The 24,806-nt window shown below is 46.3% G+C and carries 22 protein-coding genes; 14 read left to right on the forward strand and 8 right to left on the reverse strand.

Annotated features, from left to right (window positions below):
* The first annotated feature begins 27 nt into the window (after positions 1 to 27).
* Positions 28 to 2,946, forward strand: coding sequence for a hypothetical protein (locus AZI86_RS15675; protein ID WP_061836222.1), 2,919 nt, complete (start codon positions 28 to 30; stop codon positions 2,944 to 2,946).
* Here the strand turns inward: AZI86_RS15675 and AZI86_RS15680 are convergent.
* Both AZI86_RS15680 and AZI86_RS15685 read right to left on the reverse strand, forming a co-directional pair.
* Positions 2,943 to 4,286 (reverse strand): MATE family efflux transporter, encoded by a 1,344-nt coding sequence (locus AZI86_RS15680; protein ID WP_081111965.1) that lies wholly within the window; start codon positions 4,284 to 4,286, stop codon positions 2,943 to 2,945. The two genes, AZI86_RS15675 and AZI86_RS15680, sit on opposite strands and share 4 nt — an antisense overlap.
* Entirely contained in the window at positions 4,273 to 4,827 is a 555-nt protein-coding gene (locus AZI86_RS15685) for a NifU family protein (RefSeq protein ID WP_061836223.1), read from the reverse strand. The genes AZI86_RS15680 and AZI86_RS15685 overlap by 14 nt, the downstream gene beginning before the upstream one ends.
* 180 nt (positions 4,828 to 5,007) lie before the next feature.
* On the opposite strand from AZI86_RS15685, the gene AZI86_RS15690 reads away from it, so the two are divergent.
* The 5 genes from AZI86_RS15690 to AZI86_RS15710 all read left to right on the forward strand — a co-directional run bounded on the left by AZI86_RS15690 (position 5,008) and on the right by AZI86_RS15710 (position 9,179).
* The gene (locus AZI86_RS15690) at positions 5,008 to 5,928 is read left to right on the forward strand and encodes a class I fructose-bisphosphate aldolase (RefSeq protein WP_061836224.1); all 921 of its coding nucleotides are present in this window, start codon (positions 5,008 to 5,010) and stop codon (positions 5,926 to 5,928) included.
* A gap of 24 nt (positions 5,929 to 5,952) precedes the next feature.
* Complete coding sequence (gene lysS / locus AZI86_RS15695) at positions 5,953 to 7,431, forward strand: lysine--tRNA ligase (protein WP_061836225.1); 1,479 nt, start codon at positions 5,953 to 5,955, stop codon at positions 7,429 to 7,431.
* A gap of 58 nt (positions 7,432 to 7,489) precedes the next feature.
* Positions 7,490 to 7,867: a hypothetical protein gene (locus AZI86_RS15700; protein ID WP_061836226.1), complete on the forward strand. Its 378-nt coding sequence runs from the start codon at positions 7,490 to 7,492 to the stop codon at positions 7,865 to 7,867.
* 80 nt (positions 7,868 to 7,947) lie between these two features.
* The gene (locus AZI86_RS15705; protein WP_253715986.1) at positions 7,948 to 8,736 is read left to right on the forward strand and encodes a sulfurtransferase; all 789 of its coding nucleotides are present in this window, start codon (positions 7,948 to 7,950) and stop codon (positions 8,734 to 8,736) included.
* Positions 8,727 to 9,179, forward strand: coding sequence for a YiiD C-terminal domain-containing protein (locus AZI86_RS15710; RefSeq protein WP_061836228.1), 453 nt, complete (start codon positions 8,727 to 8,729; stop codon positions 9,177 to 9,179). Before AZI86_RS15705 ends, AZI86_RS15710 begins: the two co-directional genes overlap by 10 nt.
* On the opposite strand, the gene AZI86_RS15715 is transcribed toward AZI86_RS15710, so the two are convergent.
* The 3 genes from AZI86_RS15715 to AZI86_RS15725 form a co-directional block, all read right to left on the reverse strand.
* Positions 9,113 to 11,251, reverse strand: coding sequence for an ATP-binding protein (locus tag AZI86_RS15715; protein ID WP_061836229.1), 2,139 nt, complete (start codon positions 11,249 to 11,251; stop codon positions 9,113 to 9,115). The two genes, AZI86_RS15710 and AZI86_RS15715, sit on opposite strands and share 67 nt — an antisense overlap.
* A 61-nt stretch (positions 11,252 to 11,312) precedes the next feature.
* Positions 11,313 to 11,789 (reverse strand): DUF3465 domain-containing protein, encoded by a 477-nt coding sequence (locus tag AZI86_RS15720; protein WP_253715987.1) that lies wholly within the window; start codon positions 11,787 to 11,789, stop codon positions 11,313 to 11,315.
* On the reverse strand, positions 11,776 to 12,564 hold the full coding sequence (locus AZI86_RS15725) for a hypothetical protein (RefSeq protein WP_253715988.1): 789 nt from the start codon (positions 12,562 to 12,564) through the stop codon (positions 11,776 to 11,778). Before AZI86_RS15725 ends, AZI86_RS15720 begins: the two co-directional genes overlap by 14 nt.
* A 213-nt stretch (positions 12,565 to 12,777) precedes the next feature.
* Here AZI86_RS15725 and AZI86_RS15730 point away from each other — a divergent pair, with 213 nt between their 5' ends.
* The gene (locus tag AZI86_RS15730) at positions 12,778 to 13,113 is read left to right on the forward strand and encodes a hypothetical protein (RefSeq protein WP_061836231.1); all 336 of its coding nucleotides are present in this window, start codon (positions 12,778 to 12,780) and stop codon (positions 13,111 to 13,113) included.
* Positions 13,114 to 13,125: 12 nt separating this feature from the next.
* Here the strand turns inward: AZI86_RS15730 and AZI86_RS15735 are convergent, their stop codons facing one another.
* Positions 13,126 to 13,533 (reverse strand): hypothetical protein, encoded by a 408-nt coding sequence (locus tag AZI86_RS15735; RefSeq protein WP_061836232.1) that lies wholly within the window; start codon positions 13,531 to 13,533, stop codon positions 13,126 to 13,128.
* Complete coding sequence (locus tag AZI86_RS15740) at positions 13,530 to 14,474, reverse strand: HD-GYP domain-containing protein (RefSeq protein ID WP_061836233.1); 945 nt, start codon at positions 14,472 to 14,474, stop codon at positions 13,530 to 13,532. Before AZI86_RS15740 ends, AZI86_RS15735 begins: the two co-directional genes overlap by 4 nt.
* Positions 14,475 to 14,534: 60 nt before the next feature.
* On the opposite strand from AZI86_RS15740, the gene recG reads away from it, so the two are divergent.
* On the forward strand, positions 14,535 to 16,622 hold the full coding sequence (gene recG / locus AZI86_RS15745; RefSeq protein ID WP_061836234.1) for an ATP-dependent DNA helicase RecG: 2,088 nt from the start codon (positions 14,535 to 14,537) through the stop codon (positions 16,620 to 16,622).
* Here recG and AZI86_RS15750 read toward each other — a convergent pair.
* A complete protein-coding gene (locus tag AZI86_RS15750; protein WP_061836235.1) occupies positions 16,619 to 17,086 on the reverse strand; it encodes a hypothetical protein in 468 nt (155 codons plus the stop codon). The two genes, recG and AZI86_RS15750, sit on opposite strands and share 4 nt — an antisense overlap.
* A gap of 240 nt (positions 17,087 to 17,326) precedes the next feature.
* On the opposite strand from AZI86_RS15750, the gene AZI86_RS15755 reads away from it, so the two are divergent.
* The 6 genes from AZI86_RS15755 to cysS all read left to right on the forward strand — a co-directional run bounded on the left by AZI86_RS15755 (position 17,327) and on the right by cysS (position 24,806).
* Positions 17,327 to 18,388: a hypothetical protein gene (locus tag AZI86_RS15755; RefSeq protein WP_157684731.1), complete on the forward strand. Its 1,062-nt coding sequence runs from the start codon at positions 17,327 to 17,329 to the stop codon at positions 18,386 to 18,388.
* Positions 18,389 to 18,480: 92 nt separating this feature from the next.
* The gene (locus AZI86_RS15760) at positions 18,481 to 18,888 is read left to right on the forward strand and encodes a hypothetical protein (protein WP_061836237.1); all 408 of its coding nucleotides are present in this window, start codon (positions 18,481 to 18,483) and stop codon (positions 18,886 to 18,888) included.
* Between the two features lie 94 nt (positions 18,889 to 18,982).
* A complete protein-coding gene (locus AZI86_RS15765; protein WP_061836238.1) occupies positions 18,983 to 21,118 on the forward strand; it encodes a S8 family serine peptidase in 2,136 nt (711 codons plus the stop codon).
* Between the two features lie 170 nt (positions 21,119 to 21,288).
* On the forward strand, positions 21,289 to 21,783 hold the full coding sequence (locus AZI86_RS15770; protein WP_061836239.1) for a CarD family transcriptional regulator: 495 nt from the start codon (positions 21,289 to 21,291) through the stop codon (positions 21,781 to 21,783).
* Positions 21,784 to 21,863: 80 nt separating this feature from the next.
* On the forward strand, positions 21,864 to 23,342 hold the full coding sequence (gene gltX / locus AZI86_RS15775; RefSeq protein WP_061836240.1) for a glutamate--tRNA ligase: 1,479 nt from the start codon (positions 21,864 to 21,866) through the stop codon (positions 23,340 to 23,342).
* A 12-nt stretch (positions 23,343 to 23,354) separates the two neighbouring features.
* Positions 23,355 to 24,806, forward strand: coding sequence for a cysteine--tRNA ligase (gene cysS / locus AZI86_RS15780; protein ID WP_061836241.1), 1,452 nt, complete (start codon positions 23,355 to 23,357; stop codon positions 24,804 to 24,806).

Here is a 24,806-nt window from a genome sequence, read left to right on the forward strand (position 1 = left end):
GACTAAGGAATAGCCGATAAGTAGAACATGCGCGTTTCACCCGTGAGTTCTATTATTTACAAGTTTTTCTTAGTCTTCGGGCTTTTGCTCACGGGTTGTACTGAGCGCGCCATGCAAATTGAGTTTCTGGCGAAAAATATTCTTTCTTCCTATGAGTTCAAAGCGACCAATGCGATCAACGATACCGATATTCCGCCAGCAAACGATGTTGTTCCTTTTCAAGTTGAGTGTAGCAAGTCGGTGATCGATGCGGAAGTCTTCGATACCTCCACGCAAAGTTTTAAAAAACTCAAAGAGCTTGATACAAATGCAACATTTGATTGCGTTGAAAATCAAACAGCCAGCTTTTCATTAACGTATAGCCAAGTGGGGGCTGTTGCCAATCCGGTCGCGGCGGGTGATCAGCGGCGCAATATTCAAGTTCGCTTGACGGTCAAAAACCTCACGGGCGAGGTTAATACCTATCAGAAAAACTTTTCGGCTTTTTTTGCGGCACCTGCCGTCACAATTCTCACGGCGAGTAATATCAATGCTTCAAGCGGCACGGGGGCGGCCGGTACATCTTATAACGTGACCGGCACTTGTGATGTTCGTAGCGGCCATGTGACGGTGTCCATTCCTTTTGCCACCGCGCAGACGGTGAGTTGTTCAGCCAGTGGAACTTACACTGCGGACCTAGTAACGACGGCGGCTTTGACGGACGGAACAGTGACTCTTTCGGTAAAGCACGCTTCAGGGGCTCCGTATTACGCTTATGGTTCGGCATCTAAGGACATCGTGATTGATCGCACCTTGCCTGCCTTGAGTATCACTTCGCCCACCTCAAGCGGCTATGTGACAAGTGCGGATGTTACAAACGGAAAGTACAGCGTTTCGGGAACTTGTGAAACGGGCCTGACGGTCACGGTGACATCAAACCCTACGGCTTCGGCCACCACTTCGTGTGTGAATGGTGCTTTTACAGCCCTCATGGATGTGGTGCAAGGTTCTGTCAATTTAACTGCTTCGCAGACTGACAGTGCTGGTAACGTCGGCAGCTCGTCGCGCACTATTGGCGTTGATACGATCGGCCCTGATGCTTTTACGATTTCAGGAATCCGGTCTTCGAATACGGACAGTTTTTCGGATCTCTCGGTTGATAACATTTTGACGGACACTTTGCCGCAAATTCATTATACGGCGGCGGCAGGGGCAGACAATGGTTATGAAATCAAGATTCGCCAAGTGGGTTCCTCGGGGGCTCTAGGGGCCGAAGTGTGTTCGCAAACGGCTTCAAATGTCGGTACTTCGGTGAATATGACAAATTGCACCTTGGCGATGTTGACCCAAGGAGCTACGTATCAGATTTATATCGTCGCCAACGATCCTCACGGCAATAAAACATCAGCGTCAAATGATGGGTATCAGTTCACGGTCAATTACCCACTTCCGCGCCTCACTAACAACTTAACTTTTACCAATATTGCGGCGGGGGTCTATGCGCCTTTAGATACGGAGATAGGCATCGATCTTGTTTTTGATAGACCGGTTCGTATCACTTCCGGGACGCCCTATATCGTTCTAAACACTGTTTCCGGTGGCCGAACGATTGCCATGACTTCACTGAATGGGACTAATAAAAGAACAATCCGTTTTACCTATAAGGTCGCCGCGGGAGAGTTTGCAACACCGCTAAATTTTAAAACCTTGGCCATCACCGGTAATATCGTTGATGATAGAACGGGAATTTCAGCAAATCTGACTATTCCTTCGGGCCTGGTGGTGGCGGGGACGAATGCTTTCAATGTCGATACGGTAGCGCCGCCGTCGGTCACCAATCTTTCTTTATCCAGCGTTCGTCCATTTTATAATGAATCACCAATTATTAATTTTACTGTTCCCGCAGACATCAACGGCAGTGCGCTGACGGTTCGTGTTGTCATCACAGGCTCAAATACCAATGCGACCTTTGGTGCCGTTTCCAGTGGAACACGGATGACGGGTCTTAACCTAGATCGGGGCTCGCTCTACACCGTGAACGTTTACACTATTGATCCCGCGGGCAACCTCAGTACCGCTGCAACAAGCACCTTCACGTCGTTTGCTTGTCCTAATAATTTCCTTTACGTGTATGATGCGACTTATGCACCAACACCCTTTTGTATAGCACCCGTGGAAGCTCGCGGTCCCGTGACGGCTGTGCGCTTTGATTCCGGCTCTTACACGACCGCCCCGATTGAAGCGTCTTATAATCAAGCGACGCAAACAGGTTCAGGGTGTAAAAGCTTAAGCCCGGCCGCAAATTATGATTTACCAACACATGCGGAATGGAATGCGGTCGCTAATATTATTGCCAGTCGCGGCGATAACTGGATGCGCGGCACGGTGGGCGGCTCACTGACGACAAACTATGTGTACCTAGGTGTGACTGGCGCCTCTTCGGGCAGTGGTGAGCCGATTGTGGTCGGCAGTCCTTGTTATCCGGGAACATGTGGATCGACTCCGGACCGACGCGTGCATTATTTGCCAGCGATTGGCAGTGGGGCGCTTCAGGAGCTGTGGGATTTTTCCGGCAATATGTACGAGCTGCAAAAGGGAGCGGACACCACTCGCTATGAAACTTTAAATTACTCTGTGGGTAATCCTATCGCGGGCTTATTGCAAAACACCCATGGTGGAACACAAAGCTGCTCCGTTTTAAGTCCGAATATTTTTCCGTATTACTGTGGATTTGGTTCGATTAACTTCAATTGTTCAGAGCTCAGCAACGTGGCGGCATGTTCGGGCACGCAGACAACCGTGGCGTATCCTTACATTTTGCGAGGCGGATCTAAAACATCTTCACGCAGTTATTCTCCGGAAGGCAATCAGCAAGTCAATAATGCCGGGATCTTTGCCTCTTACCGAATGACGGATTCATCTTCAGTTCCTGCGTTGCAAGGCTTCCGTTGCGTTTATCATCCTTAAGGCTTTAAATAGCGATTACTTAAAATATGAAATCTCAATGTCAGCAGACTGCTGGCGATGATCAGTGCGATCAGTAATCCGATCCAGACCCCCATGGGACCAACGCCCGCATGAAAGGCCAAAAAGTAACCCGTCGGTAAGCCGATAATCCAATACGCAAAAAAGGCGATAATGCCCGGAATCTGCGTATCACTCATGCCTCTTAAGGCCCCGATGGAAACGGCTTGAATTCCGTCAAAGATTTGAAAAAGCGCTACGATAATGAATAAACCAGCCGCAATGGCGATGACATCGGGATCCGTGACATAAATTTTCGGCAAGTGCCAACGCAGGGACATAAACAAAACCCCGCACACGGCCATATAGGTGGCGCCAATTTTAATCGCCGTCATGCCGGCAAAGCGCGCTTGTCTGCGATCATCGCGCCCAATTTCATATCCCACGCGAATGCTGGCGGCAATGCCCACACCAATGGTCACTAAAAAAGTCATGCTGGCTAGCGAGATGGTGATTTGATGAGCCGCCAAGGGGCTAGAACCAAACCATCCCATCATCACCGCCGCGGCGGAAAAGGCGCCGACTTCAAAAATATAAGTCATCCCTGTAGGAAGACCTAAGCGAATCAGGCTTTTGGTGAGATGGCGATCAAAGCGGTGCGACCATCTTTCGGTCAGATATTTTTTAAACATGGGATGGAAATGAACAAAGGCAATCATGGCGAGGGCCATTAAGGTTCGGGCCATCAAGGTCGCCCAAGCGGCACCGTTGAGGCCTAATTTCGGAAAACCCCAGTAGCCATTAATTAAAACAAAGTTGCCTGCGATGTTAAACACAACGCCAAAAATCATCACCCCCATACCGACTTTGGTTTTTCCGATACCGTCGGTGAACTGCTTATAGGTTTGATAAAGGAGGCTGGGCAAAAGCGACCAGATGGTGATTTCAAAAAATGGAAGGGCCAGATCAATCACGTCCTTGGTTTGTCCCAAAAGATGCAGTTGGCTCATTAAGATGTAAAGAACGGCCACTAAAAAAGCACTTAAGCCCAAGGCAATTCCCACACTGTGATGAAGTAAAACTCCGCCCCGGGGATGATCTTCTTGGCCCTCAGCCTTAGCAATAAGCGCGGTGATCGGAGCTAAAACGCCAAAGGCAAAAATAAGAAATACAACAAAGACGCTGCCGGCAAACGCAGAAGCGCCTAAAGCCAAAGGGCCTAAGGAGCCGACCATAATGGTGTCTGCCAGAATAATCAGATTTTGGCCTAGCTGACCAACGATGATAGGGCCGGAAAGCTTCGCCAGAAGCCTTCCCTCATGCCAAAATTTAGACTGAGACAACTTCTTTGATCTCGGCGAAAAGTTCTTTCATCCGTGTCTCAATACCTTCTTTTAAAGTGACTTGAGAACTGGGGCAGCCCGAGCAAGCGCCCTTCATGCGTACGAATAAAGTTCCGTCGACATATTTGTGAAACACGATATCGCCACCATCTAAGGCGACGACGGGACGGATTTCGCGATTAAGAACAGACTTAATATTGCGAACAATCGGTTCGTCATTGGCGTCGTCTTCCGGGCTTGAGACAAATTCAACAACCACGGGTTCTTCGTTATTTAAATGTTCTTGAATAAGACCGCTTAAAGGTTGAGCCAAAAGTTCCCAATCAACCCAGTCTTGTTTCGTGACGGTGATAAAGTCTGTTCCTATGTACACGGCGCTAGTCCAAGGGAAGCCAAAGATTTTTGAAGCTAAAGGAGAGCGCTCAGCGTCCTGAGCTGTAGGGCAATCAAAACCCTCATCAGCCACGTGGCGATGAAGCAAGAACTTCATTGTTGCGGGATTGGGAGTGGGTTCAAAACTGACGGCAGCAGTGGCGCTCATAAAAACCTCTTTGGAATGAGTTGGCACAGTATATCACAGAGTACTTTCTGCCAAGCTGCGCTTGCTTATCATTAGAAAAATAACTAATCTTTCGGGCCGGAGGCCCCCGAACACAGGACCTGTGATTCGGAGCTAACGCAGTTCTATTCCGACATTATCAAAAAACAGGAGATATCCAAGATGACGCCAAGAGTTAGAGAGATTTTAAGCTGGTACGGAGCCGACAACCCAGGAACTTTAACGAATTTAGCTCGTATCATGAATCATGGACGCTTGGCGGGAACTGGAAAAATGGTCATTTTACCGGTGGACCAAGGTTTTGAACATGGACCGGCGCGTACTTTCGGGATGAATCCAGATGGGTACGATCCCGCTTACCATGTGCAATTGGCGATTGAGTCTGGTTGCAACGCTTACGCCGCTCCACTAGGTGCGCTTGAGGTGGTAGCACGTGATTTCGCGGGCGAAATTCCATTGATCTTAAAGATCAATAACTCGGACACTCTTTACGGAGATAAACGTCCTATTTCGGCATTAACTTCTTACATCGACGACGCTCTTCGTTTGGGTTGCGTGGGTATTGGTTTTACGATCTATCCGGGATCCGGCGAAAGAAAGCACATGTATGAAGAAATCGCAGAAGCCTCCCGCTTAGCTAAACAGGCCGGCCTTGTGGTCGTGATCTGGTCTTACGCGCGTGGTGAACAGATTTCTAAAGAAGGTGAGACAGCGATTGACGTGATTTCATACGCAGCTCACATCGCTGCGCAATTAGGTGCTCACATCATTAAAGTGAAACCACCAAGTTCACACATTGAGCAACCAGCTGCAGCGAAAGTTTACCAAGAACAAGGTATCAAGGTGGCAACAATGGCAGATCGTATCCGCCACGTGGTGCAAGCTTGCTTTGCAGGTAAACGTATCGTGATCTTCTCGGGTGGTGATTCAAAAACAACCGACGTTCTTTTAAAAGAAGTTTCTGAATTGGCGCAAGGTGGAGGCTTTGGATCCATCATGGGACGTAATGCTTTCCAACGTCCTAAGGCAGAATCTATCAAGCTTCTTCAAGACGTGATGGATACTTTCGCAGGTAAAAAATAATTTTTTGGAGTCAAAAGAGTAAAGATGAGCATTCAAGACAATCCCTTAAGAGCGGAAAAAAGAAAAAAGCTTCACGCCTTACGTGAAAAAGGCATCAACCCTTATCCTTATGTTTTTGAAAATAAGGCCAAGATTGCCGAAGTCGTTAAGGAACACGCGGCAACTTTGCAAGCGGGTGAAAAGAAGCCGGAATTTGCGTATCGTATTGCGGGTCGTTTAATGACTTTGCGTATGATGGGTAAAGCTTCGTTCTTTAACCTTCAAGATCAAACGGGATCTGTGCAGTGTTATGTGAAGACTGAAGAACTGTCCGAACAAGATCGCGCCGCCTTTGAGTTGATCGACTTAGGGGATATCGTCGGTATTGATGGTTTTGTCTTTAAATCTCAAAAAGGTGAGTTTTCAATTTACGTCAAATCTTTCCAAATTTTGACGAAGTCGTTAGAACCTTTGCCAGAAAAATTCCATGGCGTGCAAGATATCGAAATCAAATACCGTCATCGTCATTTGGATTTGATGACGGATCCAGATTCGCGCAAGGTTTTTGAAACCCGTTCGAAAATCGTTAAAGAAGTGCGCAGATTTTTGGATGACCGCGGATTCATGGAAGTGGAAACGCCCACTTTGCAGCCACTTTACGGAGGTGCTGCGGCCACTCCATTCACGACTCATCATAAAGCTTTGGATATGAAGCTTTACATGCGTATTTCACCAGAACTTTATTTAAAACGCCTGATCGTAGGTGGTTTTGAAAAAGTTTATGAAATTTCTAAAAACTTCCGTAACGAAGGGATTGATCGTACGCACAACCCCGAGTTCTCTTTATTAGAGTACTACGAGGCGTACACGGACTATAATTATCAGATGAAGCAGTTTGAAGAAATCATTTCGACGATTGCTTTAAAAGTCACTGGCAGTATGAAGGTGACTTACCAAGGAACAGAAATTGATTTTACTCCTCCTTGGCGACGTTTGACGGTGTTTGACGGTATCCGTGAATACGCAAAGATGGATCCCGATAAAGCAACAGATGATGAAATCTTTGCGGCCCTTAAAAAACACGGAACAAAAGAAACAAAACCTTATCGCCGAGGCGAAATGTTGATGGAGCTTTTTGAGCTGACAGCTGAAGAGCATTTAATCCAACCCACATTCGTGATGGATCATCCGGTAGAAATCTCTCCGCTGACAAAAATTCACCGTCGCGATAAGCGTCTGGTTGAACGTTTTGAGCCTTTCGCGGCAGGCATGGAAATCGGTAATGCCTATTCAGAGCTGAATGATCCTGAAGATCAATTGGCTCGTCTGAAAGAACAAGAAGCGCAACGCGGTGAAGACGAAGAAGCCCACCCGATGGATGAAGATTTCATCCTGGCGATCGATGCCGGTATGCCGCCGACAGGCGGAGTCGGCATTGGGATTGAGCGTATCGTCATGTTAATGACGGATCGCCCCAGTATCCGGGACATCATTTTCTTCCCGACGATGAGAATCACGAAGTAGTAAATTAAAAAAATGACTTAGGCCCGGTTGTATCGGGCCTTTTTAATTGGAGAGTTTCATGACTAAAATCTTTATGTCTATCTTAGTTTTCATCCTTCCTGGTGTTCTGATGGCCGCTCCGATTTCGGCGGAGAACGTAAAATGCACGGCGAAATATTTCGAGGTGCTGCCGGATGGGAATGCTCGCAAAGCAGAGTCCGTCTTAAAGGTCACTGACGATTCAACCGCTCATCTATTGCTGGAGACCGAGCTTGAGGGGCGAGGTTATGTTTTTAATGGTCCCAAAAAGAATGGGCCTTACATGCTGACGATTTCTAAAGCCCCTGATTATACTTTTGGTTCTAATACGACAGGGGAATTTTCAGCCGAAGGTCGTCTGCAGGTTTCCGTGGTCGAAGGAAATATCGTTCATAAATTAGAATGTTATCGCAGATAACTTAAGACCTGGAGGCGCGAGTGAATCCCAAATGCTTAATGTCTACGATGCTCTTTTTGGGTTTCCTTTTAGGATGCCAGGTGAAACCCACTAAAATCACAAACCAGGAGCCGGTGGTGGGGGAAGGTTCCTTTGCCGACTCTCTCATGAAAGATAAGCCTGTCATTTTGGATGTGAGACCAGCTTTTGAATTCAATCTTTCCCATGTTCCTGGGGCCATCAATGTTCGTTGGGAAGATTTCTCGCAACAAGATCCCAGATCTCGCGGACTTTTGGATAACGATCTTTTTTCTTTAGCTCGCCGTCTGTCGTTGGTGGGGATTGATCCTGACACTAAGGTTGTGGTTTTGGGTCAGGGACCTCAAGGCGCCGGTGAAGAAGGGCGTATCGCGTGGACATTAAAGGTTTTAGGAGTGCGTGATGTTTACACTTTGGTTCACAGCTCCTACCGTGCGATGAATCCCAAAGAAGAACCCCTGGTTCAAAACAAGCCGTATTGGAAACCCCAAGTTCAAGATAGTTTAATGATCTCATATAAAGAGTTTAAAAACCTGGCGGAAAAAGAGGACGTGGATACCGTGATCTTAGATGTGCGCTTGCCAGAAGAGTTTAAGCTGCGCAATATCTCGATGACTAAAAACGTGAAAGCCAAGCTTGAGTACTTAGAGTGGAAAGAATTCTTTGGCGATAAAGGTCTGCCTACCAAAAGCATCGAAGCAAAACTCACTGCCAAGGGTCTCTCCAAAGACACGCGCATTTTAGTTATCAGCAATCATGGCGTAAGATCAGGGGCTGCGACCTATGCGTTGCAATATTTGGGATACAAAAACGTGCGTAATTTTGCTGGAGGATATGAACAATGGAAGTAAACTCTCAAGATATTATCAACACGCTTAAAAAGAAGATCGCTCTTTATGAACATTTGGGAATTCAATCCGTCAATATTGAGCCTCATCGTGTCAGTTTTAAAGTTTCTTTAGCGAAAAATACGAACCACAAAGGCACGGCGTTTGGGGGAAGTATTTATGCCGTCGCCGTCTTGGCATCTTACGCCATGGTGTTGACGGGATTAAAAGCACGTGGAATCCCCACGGAAGACATCGTTATCGCCAAAGGCGATATTCAATACATCGAACCGGTAGAGACCGATTTTGAAGTCGTCTGTGAGTTCCCCGACACTCGTTCGGAGCATGACTTTTATGAAGAGCTTCGAGCCGCGGGCAAGGTGCGCGGCGCTTTACATTCTTACATATTGGCCGAGGGCGGTTCGCGGAAGGCTTCCCTTAAAGGTGTCTTCGTCGTTAAGTGCTGACTTAGAATTTCTAAAATCTCGCTTTTCTTAACGGGTTTAACGGCATATTGATCACAGCCCGCGGTGAGGCATCGCTGCAAGTCTTCAATCACTGCGGTGGCCGTTAAGGCGATAATCGGAGTGTGAGTCATCGCCGATTCTTCTTCCCAATGACGGATCACCTCCGTGGCTTTATATCCGGTCATGATCGGCATCTGCATATCCATAAAGACGAGATCAAATTTCTTTTCTTTAAATTTATCCGCGGCCTCCTGGCCATTGACCGCTTCGGTGCAATCAAACGGCAGATTTTTAAGATAGTGAATCATCAGCACTCGGTTGTCTTCAGAGTCATCCACCAAAAGAATTTGAAAGCGCTTGTTTGGAAATTGCAAATGCCACTGCACGTGGGGCGCGACTTTTTTTTCTAAGTGGCTGGTTAAGTCCGGACGGTGAGGCAATAATATTCTAAAGGTGGTACCGCGACCTGAAAGACTTTTAACTTCCATCACTCCGCCCATAATCTCGACTAAGTTTTTTGAAATCACTAAACCCAAGCCCGTACCGCCGTATTTGCGCGTGATTCCCGGATCGGCTTGAAAAAACGGAGAGAAAAGGCTGGACTGTTTTTCCCGGGGAATACCAATACCCGTGTCTTGAACTTCTAAGACCAATTGTGGTTTTTCTTCGTTACGAATCCCCACGCGCACGCGCACGTCGCCTTCATTGGTGAACTTTAAGGCATTGCCAATCAGATTAAATAAAACCTGACGCAGACGGGTGGGGTCCCCCATTTGCAACAGGGGCACGTTGTCCTCGATGTAAAGTTCAAAGTGCAGACCTTTTTCTTCGGCTTTAATCTGTAAAATTTCAAAAACACTGCGCACGGTGCTGTGTAAATTATAACTGACGTCCTCCACCGACAGAGCTTTGGCTTCGATTTTTGAAAAATCCAATAGATCGTTGATCAGGGCTTTTAGATTTTCGCCAGCATGGCTGAAAAGGGTCAAGTAGCGCTCTTGATCTTTAGAAAGGTGGGTTTCTTTTAAAAGTTCCAGCATTCCTAAAACCGAATTTAAGGGCGTGCGGATTTCGTGACTCATTCGGGCTAAAAAATCAGACTTAGCTTGAGAGGCTTCTTCGGCTTGTTCTTTGGCACCTTTAAGGGCGATTTCGGTATCACGCAAACGATCTAACTTCTCTCCTAAGGTGGTGACGGCGGCCCCGGCCATCAACGAACAAATACTTAAAGTTAAAAGGGTGCCCGGCACTTGTAGGGAGAAGGGTTCGTTTTCCCAAGGAAGGTGTAACCAGTGAGGCAGACTGATTGAAATAGACATCACCCAGGTATTAATCAGAAGGGCGGCATACAGACCGTACAACGATGCCAGGGTTAAAATTGTGATACCGTAAATATACCAAGTTTGGCTAAACGGTAAAGAGACTCCTAAAACCAAAGTCGTCGCTAAGACGCCCACAATGATTAATTTCTCTTTTTCCAGAAGGCGGTCTAAGTGCAGTGGGGGATATTGTTCATAGCGGAATAGCGAGGCGGATTTTTTATATAACCACGGTGTTAAGATGATGAATGCCGGTGCGGCGAAATAAAGAGCGGCGGTCAAGTCAGCGACACTGGCGACCAGGGTGTTCCATAAAAAGAAGCGCTGGCTGGAAAGCCCGGTAAAAATATAAGTCGACTGTAAAAATAGATTGGCTAACAGTGTGGGCAGTAAGAATCCGTAAACGAAAAACAGCGTAATATGATTAGGTGTGGGCTGCCATTGATGGACATTTTTAAATCTTTCGCGCACAAGCATCCAGGCCACAAAGACTTGAAATACAGGTGCGAGGGCATAAACCGGGTAAAGATGCTGATCTGGAAAACGCAATAAAAATAAAGTCCCCAAAGCGTTGATGAATGTTGCGATCAAGACTCGCGGTCCCCACCATAGACACATCACCACGGCTAGCGGTGTCGCCAGATTGAGCCAATAAATATTTTCTCGAGTATTGATCGAGTAGCTCAGTAATGAAGCGGAAAAAAGAACAAGAAAGGGGGCGGCCCAAGTCCACCCAGGAAGCTGATTTTTCATACTTCCAGTTTAGATGAGTTTATCTTTTCTGACTAAACAGCTGCTTGATTTTTGCTAAAGGTCATTGGCGTAAGCCCAAGACCTGACCGTTGATGACCAAATATCCGTCGTCATGGGCCTTTTGCTTAGGGCTATGGTGCAGCCAGTGTAAAACCGCTTTTAGTGGAGAATAAGGGTCCACGATAAAATCCCCGCAGGCAATGATTTCGGCGCCGGGACCGTAGTCGGGTAAGGAGCCAAAGCTTGTGTTGTAAATCACCTCGATGCGGTCGTCCGAAGTTTCGGCGTCGCCGTCCAAGTCGACTTCAAAATGCACGTGCCGTTGCCGATCTTCAATGACTTTGATCAATGTGCCTTTAATGAAACCGCGAGTTTTAAACTTCGGCTCCATTTGATCCCGATAATTCAGCAGCATATCCTGATTGAATTCTAAAGTTCTCTTTTTATCTTTGCAGGCGGGGTATCCCGCCGCCAAGCTCAATGAAGCGCTTAGTAAAATTCCAAAAATCAAAACAGCACGCATCTTAAAACCAATCATTTGGTGGGACGGATAAGATCCAACGTTTTAAGTAATCGACTTCGGGCTCTGTTAAAGCGGGAAGGCCAGATCGGACCGGTGGCATAAAGCGCTTATTAAGCCCGGGCACCACGACTTGGTATAGAACCGCTTTTTCAATAGTGGCATCAAGCAGTCCTTGTCCTTGAATTTCGCTCTCGGAGGTGAGATTCGTGCGAACCTTACCTTCTTCTTTGTCTTTGGCCTGAGGGGTATGGCAACGAAGACATTTCGGTTCTAAAATATATTTTTGCAAGTTTGCAAAATTCACTTCTAGATTTGCAAAGTCCACGGGCTCAGGTTTTGGAGTCGCTGTGGGCTTTGGTTCTGGCTGGGGTTGTGGGGCTGGCTCGGTTGTTTGATTGGCGCACGCAGTGAGCTCTTTGATTTTCGGCGAAGCACGTCCCACTTTTTGATCATCAAGCCAAGTGACTAAAATTTGTTTTTCACAGTCCGTCAAAGCCCGATACCCCTTTGAGGGCGGCGGCATCAGGCCGCTGCCGGAGGTGTTAATACGCGCTAAAATGTCGACTTGGTTGGCGATGACTTGATCCGCCGTTTTCGTGAATTCATGACACTGGGTGCAGGTTGATAAAGAGCTCTTTTTTACGATATCAAAAGTGATCAATTCATCGTTAGAAAAAGGTTTGATTTCGGGTAAGCCTGTGCCGGTCTTAAAAAGGCCCAGTTGCTCCATCGGGAAGCTGCAACCTAGAATTGTTAAAGTGGTCATCGAAATTAAAACAAGCTTTTTCATAAGGTGCTGTTTTATCAGAATTTCCCTGGCAGAATGTGGATTTTCCCAAAAATGTCTCTGGGCTTTGAAGTCTTTACTGAAGTGTTCGAAAGCTGACATGCCAAAGTGGCCAAATTTTGGACACTCCTTTGGAATTTTTATCGAGGCTCACAATCTTTGGGTTCGTGGCTAAAAATGTGCGATATGTTGCCGGCGATTAAGAAGGAAATGTCTATGAAAAATATTATTTTCACTCTGGCTCTTTTAACTTCATGGGGAGCTCAGGCTTTTGAGAATGAAGTCGTTTTAAAAACGATCCAGTGCAAAGGGGCGACTCTTGAAATGATCGTGACCGTGGTTAAGGATACTTATCCGGGGTCTGTGCCGACCGTGGGATGGATTGTTGAAGACACCGTGACGGGTAAAAGAGCGCAATACATGGGCTATCTTTTCAGCGAAAACGGATTAAAAGAATTCCGTTCGACGGATATCGATAGCAGCGTGGAAGTTTCTGGTTCTTTATCGGTTCTTAAGTGGGCAGATAAAGAAGAAGCGCTTTTCTGTAAATAATCGCTGCGATTGTTATTTTGATTTTTTCAGAGGCTGATCTGGTTTTTTATTTTTCAGAGGCTGAAAAATGCCACTGGAATCAGACGCCGGACGGCGCGGGGGAGTTAAGGCAGAGTTCACGCAACTCTGCCGATCGTCATCACCTTCGCTGTCTACGCATTTTTTAAGTGCCTGCAGGTTGATAGTTTTATCTTTCACTGATTCCCAACATTTCCAAAAAGCTTTGTCTTCTTTTTGCATATTGCAAACAGAACCCGCATACCAATCGATATTTTCACTCGCGGCGCGAGATTGGCAAAGTTCAATTTCAGTTTGATCAAGAAAGCGAGAACAAAAAGACGCGGGATCCGAAGGCTCTAAAGCCAAGGCGATGACGGGAATCACAAAGATCGCTAAAAGCGAGCCGGCGATTCCGCTCACGAAGCCACCTTGATTTTAAATAAAACAGAATACATCGCTTTTAACATGTCGGGATCATAACGGCCGGCCAATTTTTCTTTCATCATGGTGACCGCATCTAGCGGCGCCATCGGCACATTGTAAGAACGTTGCGTCGTCATGGCATCGTAAGTGTCTGTGATGGCCACGATGCGCGCAAACGGATGAATCTCGTCAGAGACGAGCTGTTGCGGGTATCCATTGCCTGACCACGATTCATGATGTTCAAAACAAGCGGCTTTAATTGCGTCACTGATATTGGGGTGACCGTTTAAGATCACTAGGCCGTATTGGGGATGCATCTTCATTTGCTCCCACTCGGCATCGGTCAAGCCTCCTTTTTTGCAAAGGATGTCTAAGCTGACATTGCGTTTGCCGATGTCGTGGAAAAGAGCCCCCACGCCCAGTTCTTCTAAAGTTTTGGGATCATAGCCTAAGGCTTTGCCTAAGCCTAAAGAGTAAATGCTGACATCTAAAGAGTGATTGTAAGTGTAAAAATCGTGACCTGAAAGTGAGATCATAAATCCCATGGCTTCCGGCGCACTTTCCATCAAATCGATAAAATCTTTGATGATCGGACGAGAGTCATCTAAGGCTTTATTTACATCTGGATTTTCAAAAAGATCTTCCATTAATGCGACCGAAGACTCACGCAGGATTTTGGCTTTTTCAAAAGGATTGATCAGGTCGGAATTGATCTCTTCTTTAACCCAATCTTGGTATTTCTGTTTATCAGCTACCAGGACAAAGAAAGAGTCGCCCGTATCGCGCATATGCATGGTTTTAATTTTGCCATCAGAAAGACGATCGCCCGCGCGTAGATAAACGATGTACTTTTGGTCGACATGCAGATAGACATCAAAAGTCGTCTGTTTGTCAGGGCGAATCGTACTTAAACGGATGCGAAAATAATTGGGCGTCATACCTAAAATTCTGACATGGATTCATTGACTTAGGAACAAATTCCGGAATAATCGAGAGCCATGGCCCTTCGTCTAGACACGCAAATTCAGTACCTTAAAGGAGTCGGCCCCAAGCTGGGAGATCTCTTTACCAGGAAGGGGTTAAAGACTATTGGGGATCTCTTTGAGTTCTATCCTAGAGCCTATGAAGATCAGAGGGCGGCCCGCAATATCGCCAGTCTCAAAATGGATGATATTGTGAGTATTAAAGCTCAAGTTGTGACGGTTCACAGTATCAATATGGGTCGCAGCACGCGCAAGATGTATGATGTCGTGGTGAAGGATGCTTCCGGACAAATTCACTGCAAATTCTTCCGTGTGCCTTACAAGGGTTACTTTGAAAGATTTAAACCATACAAAGAAGTGCGTGTTGTTGGCAAAGTCACGGATTATCGCGGTCGCCTGGAGTTTCATCATCCTGATATTCGCGATATAGAGCCAGATGAAGAAACGCAAGACGCGCTTATTCCACTTTACACCGAAATTGAAGGTCTTGCGACCAACAAGATCATGAAAATGGTGCGCCAAGCTTTTTCTCAAATCGAAGAGTGGCCCGAAGAAGCTTTGCCCAAATGGATCATTGAAAAATACAAACTTTTACCACGCAAAGACGCCTTAAAAGAAATGCATTATCCGGATCCACAAAAAGCGGCTCAATATGCCGAGTTTAAAAGTTCCGCCCAAAAAAGAATCATTTTTGACGAATTCTTTTGGCTAGAGCTTTTCTTGGCATCAAAGAAAACCGGATTTCAAAAAGAAGGCGCGCCCAAGATCTTAAATAAAGCAACCAAGCTAGCGGCTTTAGAAAAATCTTTGCCGTTTCAATTAACCAACGCGCAAAAAAGAGTTTTTGGTGAAATCCGTAAAGACCTAGAAAAATCTCACCCCATGCATCGCATGGTGCAAGGGGATGTGGGCAGCGGTAAGACGCTGGTCAGTTTTATGGCGGCGGCTTATGCATCAGAAAGCGGATTTCAGTCGTGCCTTATGGCGCCGACAGAAATTTTAGCTGAACAGCATTTTAAAAATGCTCAAAAAGTTTTAGAACCTTTGGGTCTGCGCTTAGCACTTCTGGTGGGTAAATCCAAAGCGTCCGAACGCAAACAAGTCCTTGAGGCGTTGCATTCCGGAGAAATTGACTTGATCATCGGCACCCATGCGTTGATTGAAGATGAAGTGATTTTTTCTAATTTGGGACTGGTCATTATCGATGAGCAACATCGTTTCGGGGTCGAACAGCGTGGAGTTTTAAAAAACAAAGGCAATTCGCCGCATTTTTTGGTTATGACCGCGACCCCCATCCCGCGGACTTTGGCGATGACGGTGTACGGGGACTTAGATGTTTCCATTGTGGATGAGATGCCCCCGGGTCGTAGCCCTATTCAAACGCGCGCCACCTTTGAAAGTAAGCGTCCGCAAGCCCTGCAGTTTATGATGGAGCAAATCCAAAAAGGTCGCCAGGCATATATCGTCTATCCCCTGGTGGAAGAGAGCGAAAAAATTGATCTTAAAGATGCCGTCTCTGAATATGAAAAGCTCAAAGAACTTTATCCCAAAGTAAGCTTTGGTTTGTTGCACGGAAAAATGAAGCCGTCAGAAAAAGATCAAATCATGGATCAGTTTCGCCGCAATGAAATTCAAGTGCTAGTTTCAACCACGGTGATTGAAGTCGGAGTGGATGTTCCTAATGCCAATATCATGATCATCGAACACGCTGAAAGATTTGGACTTTCTCAACTTCATCAGCTGCGAGGACGCGTCGGGCGTGGAGAGCATAAAAGCTTTTGTATTCTGATCATGGGCTACGCAGTTTCCGAAGAAGGCAAAGAGCGCACGGCGATGATGGAAAAGACGTCAGATGGATTTAAGATCGCCGAATTTGACTTAGAAATGCGCGGACCTGGAGAGTTTATGGGGACCCGCCAAAGCGGTCTTTCTGGGTTTAAGATGGCCAACCTTGTGCGTGATATGCAGACTTTGCAAGAGGCTCGCGAAGCGGCGTTTGAAGTTTTAAGAAGAGATCCAAAGCTTGCTTATTTAGAAAATCAAAACCTTAAAGCCGAGCTTTTGCGTGAGCATGGCCCGGCGGCCCTCGCCGGTATTGCTTAGATCGTCGGTGAATTCACTGTCCCTAGGTTGCAATCGGGGGTTTTGGCTTGCGCCTTAAAGATCGCATTTGAAAGCTCGGTTTGCAGACGGATCATTTTTTCTTTTAAAGCAAAGCTGGCTTTATCTTTAGGAACATCTCCCAAAGCGGCACTGTCCAAATCTAATTGCGACTCTTGTAAAAGATCTTGATTCACTTCGACATGAGCGACTTCGGAAAAATTTTCGAGGTTTTGTAAAATGCGTTGTGTGCCGCGAATGGCTTTAAAAAACTGCTGTTCATTCTTCATGTGCGAAAAGTCGGCTTGGAATTTTTCAAAGCCCACCGACCATGTTTTATGATCTTGAGCCAATCTTTCCATTTGAGAGCAGCGAATAGGGTCGTTGCTTTCAATGGAAGCAAAGGAAACTGAAGATACGCCGGAAAGTCCCAAGAGAATTGCGAAAGTTGTTACGAGGCTTTTCATAAGAATCTCCTTATTTAGATCGAGACACTTTATAACTTGAGCAAGCGCTGTGCCGCGCGGGACCCCCTTTTTTTAGACTTAAAAATCAAATAAATCCGTTCCGCCTTTTTAGGGCAGTCGCGTGTGGCGTGTTTGACGTCTCATTTTGGCTTTTGCCGCATTTGCCTTGCGTCATTAGCGGTGTAAGTTGCTTTCCGGAGGAGCCCTGCCTTAGCATTTCGCCCGAAGGTGGAAGTCACTATGAAATCACTTATTTTGGTGTTTGGTTCTCTCTTTGGATCTATTGCGACGGCGCAAGTCTCTCACCCTGGTGATGTGATTGTTCGTCATTCTTCAAATTGGCAATCACAGATTCCGGTGGCGGCTAAAAGCCTTGCCGATTGTCGTGCGAATATAAAAAACATCATCTGCTGGGTGGATCCTGGAGCTCCGGATGAAGATCAAAGCCAAGCTCCAGATCAACGTGCTTGTCTAGCTGGTGGAGAAAAATTCGCTTCTCACTTTGAAGGTCATTTTGATCGTTCTCCAGAATATATCCAAAATATGTACTGTCACTTAGATAAAATCTGGGTTGAAAAAGACTTTATCGCCACGGCATATGCCAGCCCCGTGATTGATGCTCAAGGGAACGTCACGGGTGGGGGCGTGGGAATTCGCCAAGAAGTTTTGGATTCACCGATGACCTTTGATGCGTGGTTAAGTTGGAAAGAAGAAACCAGCTTCGGAGGTCCCTTAAAAACAACGGATCCCGGTTTAAATTTAATTAATTATAAATCCAACCGTAACACGAAAGAGTTCTTTTTTGATTATGTCATGAACCATGAGTTCGGGCATCTGTTTGATTTTTCCAACAACCTTAACAAATTGAAGTGTGAAATTGTTAAAGATGAAAACGGAAATCCTCGCTATGAATGTCAAATGTTGCCTGGTGGGTGGGGCGATCTTGCCTGGATAGGGCCGTTTCAACCAAAGCCTGAAAACCATTACGCCTTTCGCGATAAGCTGTGTTTTTATTTTTGTGGCGGCAATCATATCGCCCCCGAAAATGCCGACGATCTTTTCTCGGGTCTCTTGAAAACCGGCTTCCATTCCACATATGCCTCTTCACATCCGATGGAGGATTGGGCGGAAGCTTTTGCTTTGACGATCGCGCATGATACTTTGGGTTTAAATTATGGCCTGGCCATCGATGGATGGTATTTTGATCTCAGTCAGCATTTTTATTCTCCATTGATGGCGGATAAAAAGGACTATGTGAGAAAATTTATCGCGGGTCCCAAGAAGTATCCCGGGCAAAAATAGTTGTTAAAAAACTTCTGACTTCGTCGAAATCGCGCTTGCGTCCATTGTCCGCATTTGTCATGCTTAAAGCATAGAACACAAGGATGTGGTCGATGAATAAATTAGTTTCTCTGTCTTTCGCGACAGCGGTTTTCCTTTCAGGATTCGCAAGCGAGGCAGCTTCTCAATATAAAGTGAATTTACGCGTCAATCTTAAAGGGCAATCGCCGTTTTCGGTCAACACGGTGGCTAAGTCCGGTAAGAAAACTTTTATCAGTCAATTTTCTGACGACGGGCAAACCGAAACTTTAGTGTCTTTGGTGGCGCGTAAGTCCCAATCCCAAAGCAAAGACGGTTTGGCGATGGATGTGATAGTGACTCGCCGAGTCCGTGGCGAAGAAAAGATCTCAGAGCGAGCCCAAATCTTTGCTCCCGAAAATGAAGAGATGGAATTTGGCGTGAACTCTCGTGGTAAAGCGGCCGGAAATCTTTCGCTGGCTGTAATGGCGCATAGACTTTAAAAAATAAATTACTTCGCTCGGTGCGACATGAATTTCTTCATTGATACCCGACTTCGGTCGTGATCTGATTTTTTCAATATCAGAGGGGGTATTAATGAATCAACTGAGCAAGCACTTGATCACGTCCCTGGCGTCGATCACCGCTCTTTCTCTTTCAGCGCAAGCCGGAACAGTTTTAAAACTGAACGCGGGTGCGGTAAACACCGCACAGATCTCTAACATTCAAGGTGCGACATGGATGAACGATGTTCAGAAAACGGAATACATCGTGCAATTCAAAAAAGCGATCACCGAAGGCGACAAAAAAGCTTTGCGTGCCGCAAAGTTTGAAATCTTTGGTTATCTTCCAGATGACGCTTTGGTGGTTCGTGGGTCTTTTGCTCAGTTGAGTCAATTCCAAGCATCGCAAAGTGGTGTACAAGCCGTTGTAAAATATGAAGGCGCTTACAAAGTGGCTAAAGACTTTGAAGCGGCTAGTGTGTTTAACAAAAACGCCGCCGTCAGCATTTTAGTTAAAACTTTTAAAGCCACAGATTCTGAAGCTGTCGCAGCAAAAATCGCTGCTTTAAATCCTCAAGTAACACTTCAAGTAGTGGATGGAAAATCAGTCATTGCTTTGGTTCCTCGTGGTTTGGTTTCCGCAGTCGCCGACATTTCAGGTGTTGAGCACGTGCAACCAACACCACAAATGGAATCATTCCATGTGGTGCTTGAAGAAGGTTCTTCGCAAGCAGGAACTCAAGCGGCAGGTGACTACACGGATTTGAAAGGTGATGAAACCGGAACTTCCGTGATGAAATTTGACGCGGCTTGGGCTATGGGGTTCACGGGTCGTAACCAAATCGTATCTATGGCCGACACGGGTCTTGATTCAGGAAACATCAGCACAATGCATAAAGATTTCGGCGGAGCGGTGATCTCTGGTTACGCTTTCGGTCTTTGGGCAAAAACTTGGGAAGATCCAATGGGTCACGGAACTCACGTTGCCGGATCAGTTTTGGGTCGCGGGACGGCGTCAAATGGCCTGCTTAAAGGCGGCGCTTACGATGCAAAAATGGTGGCCGAAGGCATGTGGTCACCCATGTTAAATAACTTAAGCGTTCCAAGCAAGTTGGGGGACCTTTTCACGAAGGCTTATGCGGACGGTGCTCGTCTGCACACCAACTCTTGGGGTGGTGCGCGTACTTTCGGTGCTTACGATGCTTTTGCAACTCAAGTCGATGAGTGGTCTTACGCCAATCCAGACATGTTAATCTTGTTCGCGGCTGGTAACAGCGGTTCAGATAAAAACAAAGATGGCCGTATTGACGCTAACACGATGGCTTCTCCAGGAACGGCGAAAAACGTTTTGACGGTGGGCGCTTCTGAAAACGTCACAAAATCGGGTGGTATCCAAGTTCAGATCAATAAACTTCGTTCTGCCAAAGATGAATGGCCTGTGGATCCAATCAACAGCGACTACATCTCTAATAACGAAAATGGTCTTGCGATGTTCTCGTCTCGGGGACCTACAGCCGATGGTCGTACGAAGCCAGATATCGTAGCTCCAGGAACAAATATCTTGAGCGTTCGTTCGCAAGTTAAAGGTGCTTCTGAGTTGTGGGGTGCTTACAACGCGGATTACGCTTGGTCTGGTGGGACGTCGATGGCAACACCATTGACCGCTGGTGCGGCCGCCGTGGCTCGCCAAGTTCTGCAAGAAAAAATCGGCATCGCGAATCCTTCTGCGGCTTTGATGAAAGCGACAATGATTCACACGGCGGTGGATATGTTCCCAGGTCAATTCGGTGAAATCGGTGCGGCTCGTGGTCAAGAGATCCTCACTCGTCGTCCAAATTCAGACGAAGGTTACGGCCGCGTAGACGTATCGGCGATTGCAAACTTGGGTCCGCAAACGGTTTTCATCGACAACACAACCGGCGTTGCTCAAGGTGCTGAGGTGTCTTACCAAGTCACAGTAGGCAATAATGGCTCACTTTACGCAAACCTTGTTTGGACAGATGCTCCGGGTTCCTCAAATGCGGCCCTTGCGTTAGTAAATGATTTGGATTTGGTTTTGACGACTCCGTCGGGTCAGCAAATCAGTATGAACGATCACATCAACAATCTTGAGATGATTGAGCTTTCAAACCTTGCAGCGGGCACTTATAAGTTGTCTGTAAAAGGTAACAAGATCCCTCAAGGTAAGAATGGTGCTCAAGCTTACGCCTTGGTGTATACGGCCAAATAAGGCCTAAGTGCTTGAATTCATTTATCAAAGGCTCGGGGAAACCCGGGCCTTTTTATTTTGAATTTCCCTTGAAATCTTTTCCTTACGCGCCGCTCCCGTTTGATAACTCGCGTCAGATTTGATAGAAGTATCGAGGTTGTTTCTCTGTCCAATTTCTGGGGAGGTCCTTGATGCTAACGTTCTCTGTAGGCGATAACGCAGTTTATCCTGGCTATGGTGTCGTTAAAGTCGTTTCCATTGAAACGAAAGAAATGTTGGGAACAAAAACCACATTTTATAACATGCAGCTAGTGGACACCGGCCTTAAAATCATGATTCCCACAACAAATGTTAAGTCAGCGGGCCTTCGTCCAATCATTTCTAAAACAGAAGCTTCTCGAGTGGTCTCGATCTTAAAAGAAAAAGACATCAAAATTGATAACCAAACTTGGAACCGTCGTTACCGTGAATACATGGAAAAGATTAAAACGGGTTCGGTTTTTGAGATTGCTGAAGTTTTACGCGATTTATTCCTTTTGAAAGCCGATAAAGAGCTTTCGTTTGGCGAACGCAAGATGCTTGATTCGGCTCGCAGCCTTCTTTTAAAAGAGCTTACTTTGGCAACCAGCCAAGAAGAGCTTTTCAAAGAAGAAGAGGTCAAAGCCATCTTCGGAATCACCGGCTAATCGCCATAGACGTCTGATAAAATTCATACTAAGTTAAAAGCCTGATTTCGATCAGGCTTTTTTATTTTCCGGAGCCCATTATGACCTCAAATTCTTCATCCGAAGTTCGCGTTCGCTTTGCGCCCTCTCCAACAGGCTACCTTCACGTTGGTGGAGCAAGAACCGCCCTTTACAATTACCTTTTCGCAAAAAAAAATGGCGGCAAGTTTATCTTGCGCATTGAAGATACCGATGAGGCTCGTTCGACCGAAGAATCCTTGCGTGGGGTCGTGGATGACCTTGTTTGGTTGGGCTTAAACTGGGATGAAGGTGTTGATCCCGTCACGTTAAAAGACGTGGGCCCTTATGGTCCTTATCGTCAAAGTGAGCGCTTAGATATTTACAAAAAATACGCCGATCAACTGCTAAAAGACGGCAAGGCTTATTACTGCTTTTTGACGGATGAAGACATTGAAAAGCAACGCGAAGCCAACAAAGCTCAAGGCAACTTCCATGTGAACTCACCTTACCAAGATTGGTCTTTAGAAAAAGCTTTAGAGCACATTAAAGCCGGCAACAACGCGGTCGTTCGTTTTAAAACCAAAGGTTTGCAAAAGGATTATATCTTGCACGACCTCGTTCGCGGGGAAGTCAAATTTCCGTCAGACATGGTCGGCGATTTCGTACTTCTTCGCTCTGGGGGGATGCCCGTTTACAACTTCTGCTGCGTGGTGGATGATTACCTAATGAAAATGAGCCATGTCTTCCGTGCCGAAGAACATCTGCCAAATACTTTGCGTCAGTTAATGATCTATCAAGGTTTGGGTTGGCAGGCGCCACAATTCGGTCACATTTCCTTGATCTTAGATGAAGACCGTCAAAAGTTATCCAAAAGAAAAGGTGCCGTGGCTTGCGGTATCTTAAAAGAAGAAGGTTACCTGAATTCCGCGGTATTAAATTACGTGGCGTTATTGGGTTGGTCGCATCCGGAAGAAAAAGAAATTCTTTCCGTGGACGACATGATCAAAGCTTTTGATATCAGCCGTTTAAATCCGTCCGGTGCGATCTTTGACCGGGTGAAGTTTAAATGGATGAATTCCGTTCATCTGCGAGCTCTGCCAAGTGCAGAGCTTTGGAAGCAGGTAGAGCCGTTCTTAAAAAAAGAAAAATTGAATCTGCCTAATGATCCTGCTTGGCAGCAGAAATCGGTGGAAGTTTTTAAAGTCGCTATGGAGACCCTTGCGGATGCGGTGGCTTTATATCGCCCGATTGACGACAGCGCTTATCAAATCTTGCCAGAGTCGGATGAAACTTTGAAATGGGAGCCAACAAAAGCAGTTTTGACGGCTTGGCGCGATTTGATCGCGGCTCATCCGACCGATTATTTGACCGAAGAAGAGTTTTTAAAAGTTCAAGACATGGTGAAAGATAAAACGGGTGCTAAGGGGAAAAACCTTTTCATGCCGATTCGTGTGGCCGTGATCGGCAAACCGCACGGAACAGAGTTAAAAATCTTAGTTCCCTTGATTAAGAAATCGTCTTTGATTGCGCGTGCAGAGCAAGCGCTGGCGAAAACGTAAAGGATTTTAAACATGTCACTAAAGATCTACAACACCCTGACTCGTAAAACTGAAGAGTTTGTGCCGTTAAAGCCAGGACACGTGACGATGTATGTCTGCGGTCCGACGGTTTACGATTTTTTGCACATCGGGAATTTTCGTGGTGTGGTGTTCTTTAATCTTTTGCGCAACTGGCTTGAACATTCGGGCTTCACTGTCAAGTACGCCCTGAACTTCACCGACGTGGATGATAAAATCATCACGCGTGCCAATGAGCGTGGTATGGCTGCTGGCGACTTAGCGGAAAAATACATCGCCGAATACAAAACTGATTTTAAAAACTTAGGTCTTCGTCCACACGACATGAACCCTAAGGTCACCGAAAGTATGGATAACATCGTGGCGATGGTGGCAGACCTTATCGGCAAGAAAAAAGCCTATGAAGTCCAAGGGGACGTGAATTATGCCATCGATTCTTTTGCGGGCTATGGGAAACTGAGTGGGCGTCATACCGAAGACCAACAAGCCGGCAATCGCATCGATGTCGATGATCGCAAGCGCAATCCTTTTGATTTTGCACTTTGGAAATCGGCAAAACCGGGCGAAGTTTCTTGGCCATCTCCTTGGGGGCCGGGGCGTCCGGGATGGCATATTGAATGTTCCGCGATGATCCAAAAAATCTTTGGTGATCAGATTGATATCCATGGTGGTGGGATGGATTTACTGTTCCCGCATCATGAAAATGAAATTGCGCAAAGTGAAGGCTGCTCGGGCAAACAGTTCGTTAAATACTGGGTGCATTGGAATATGCTGAACTTTGGTTCACAAAAAATGTCTAAGTCTTTAGGTAATATCATCTCGATGCGCGAATTCTTAGAGATGTATAATGCGGAAATCTATAAATGGATGATCTTGTCGGTCCACTATCGCACGGTCAGTGATTTTAGTGACGCGGCGGTGGATCGTGCGGTGTCAGGATTGGCGCGCGTGTATTCTTCAATGGCCGCAGCGCAGACTTATTTAACGGCCGATGTTAAAGCTGGGGACCCGGCGTTTGATAAAATCACCGGCGAGGCTTGGACGAAAATTGAAACGGCGATGAATGATGACTTCGGCACGCCCGAGGCTTTTGCTTCCATGTTTGAGGTGATTCGTCAGTTTAACAACCAAGTCCGTCGTGGTTTAAAGGCAAACCCCACCTTGCAGGCAAAATCTTATTCATTCATGCAGTTTATGAATAAATTTGGCGCGATGTTGTCTTTGTTCCAAGAGCCCGCTCAAGAGTTTTTGATCAAGCTTGATGATATGCTTCTTAAAAAACTAAACATCGAACGCTCGGTCGTGGATGCTTTGGTTGCCGAACGCACCAAGGTTCGCGAAGCCAAGGATTTTGCCAAATCCGATGAATATCGCGATAAGCTAGTGAATATGGGTATCAGTGTCAGTGACTCTGCCACGGGGACGCATTGGGAAGTCACTAAATAA

Source organism: Bdellovibrio bacteriovorus (assembly GCF_001592735.1).
GTDB classification, from domain to species: Bacteria; Bdellovibrionota; Bdellovibrionia; order Bdellovibrionales; family Bdellovibrionaceae; genus Bdellovibrio; species Bdellovibrio bacteriovorus_D.

What these genes read in the sequence shown, in the direction of transcription:
- AZI86_RS15675 (WP_061836222.1), top strand. Translation starts at nt 28, where the DNA reads ATGCGCGTTTCACCCGTGAGTTCTATTATTTACAAGTTTTTCTTAGTC.
- AZI86_RS15685 (WP_061836223.1), bottom strand. Translation starts at nt 4,827, where the DNA reads ATGAGCGCCACTGCTGCCGTCAGTTTTGAACCCACTCCCAATCCCGCA.
- AZI86_RS15690 (WP_061836224.1), top strand. Translation starts at nt 5,008, where the DNA reads ATGACGCCAAGAGTTAGAGAGATTTTAAGCTGGTACGGAGCCGACAAC.
- lysS (WP_061836225.1), top strand. Translation starts at nt 5,953, where the DNA reads ATGAGCATTCAAGACAATCCCTTAAGAGCGGAAAAAAGAAAAAAGCTT.
- AZI86_RS15700 (WP_061836226.1), top strand. Translation starts at nt 7,490, where the DNA reads ATGACTAAAATCTTTATGTCTATCTTAGTTTTCATCCTTCCTGGTGTT.
- AZI86_RS15710 (WP_061836228.1), top strand. Translation starts at nt 8,727, where the DNA reads ATGGAAGTAAACTCTCAAGATATTATCAACACGCTTAAAAAGAAGATC.
- AZI86_RS15715 (WP_061836229.1), bottom strand. Translation starts at nt 11,251, where the DNA reads ATGAAAAATCAGCTTCCTGGGTGGACTTGGGCCGCCCCCTTTCTTGTT.
- AZI86_RS15720 (WP_253715987.1), bottom strand. Translation starts at nt 11,789, where the DNA reads ATGATTGGTTTTAAGATGCGTGCTGTTTTGATTTTTGGAATTTTACTA.
- AZI86_RS15725 (WP_253715988.1), bottom strand. Translation starts at nt 12,564, where the DNA reads ATGAAAAAGCTTGTTTTAATTTCGATGACCACTTTAACAATTCTAGGT.
- AZI86_RS15730 (WP_061836231.1), top strand. Translation starts at nt 12,778, where the DNA reads ATGAAAAATATTATTTTCACTCTGGCTCTTTTAACTTCATGGGGAGCT.
- AZI86_RS15740 (WP_061836233.1), bottom strand. Translation starts at nt 14,474, where the DNA reads ATGACGCCCAATTATTTTCGCATCCGTTTAAGTACGATTCGCCCTGAC.
- recG (WP_061836234.1), top strand. Translation starts at nt 14,535, where the DNA reads ATGGCCCTTCGTCTAGACACGCAAATTCAGTACCTTAAAGGAGTCGGC.
- AZI86_RS15750 (WP_061836235.1), bottom strand. Translation starts at nt 17,086, where the DNA reads ATGAAAAGCCTCGTAACAACTTTCGCAATTCTCTTGGGACTTTCCGGC.
- AZI86_RS15755 (WP_157684731.1), top strand. Translation starts at nt 17,327, where the DNA reads ATGAAATCACTTATTTTGGTGTTTGGTTCTCTCTTTGGATCTATTGCG.
- AZI86_RS15760 (WP_061836237.1), top strand. Translation starts at nt 18,481, where the DNA reads ATGAATAAATTAGTTTCTCTGTCTTTCGCGACAGCGGTTTTCCTTTCA.
- AZI86_RS15765 (WP_061836238.1), top strand. Translation starts at nt 18,983, where the DNA reads ATGAATCAACTGAGCAAGCACTTGATCACGTCCCTGGCGTCGATCACC.
- AZI86_RS15770 (WP_061836239.1), top strand. Translation starts at nt 21,289, where the DNA reads ATGCTAACGTTCTCTGTAGGCGATAACGCAGTTTATCCTGGCTATGGT.
- gltX (WP_061836240.1), top strand. Translation starts at nt 21,864, where the DNA reads ATGACCTCAAATTCTTCATCCGAAGTTCGCGTTCGCTTTGCGCCCTCT.
- cysS (WP_061836241.1), top strand. Translation starts at nt 23,355, where the DNA reads ATGTCACTAAAGATCTACAACACCCTGACTCGTAAAACTGAAGAGTTT.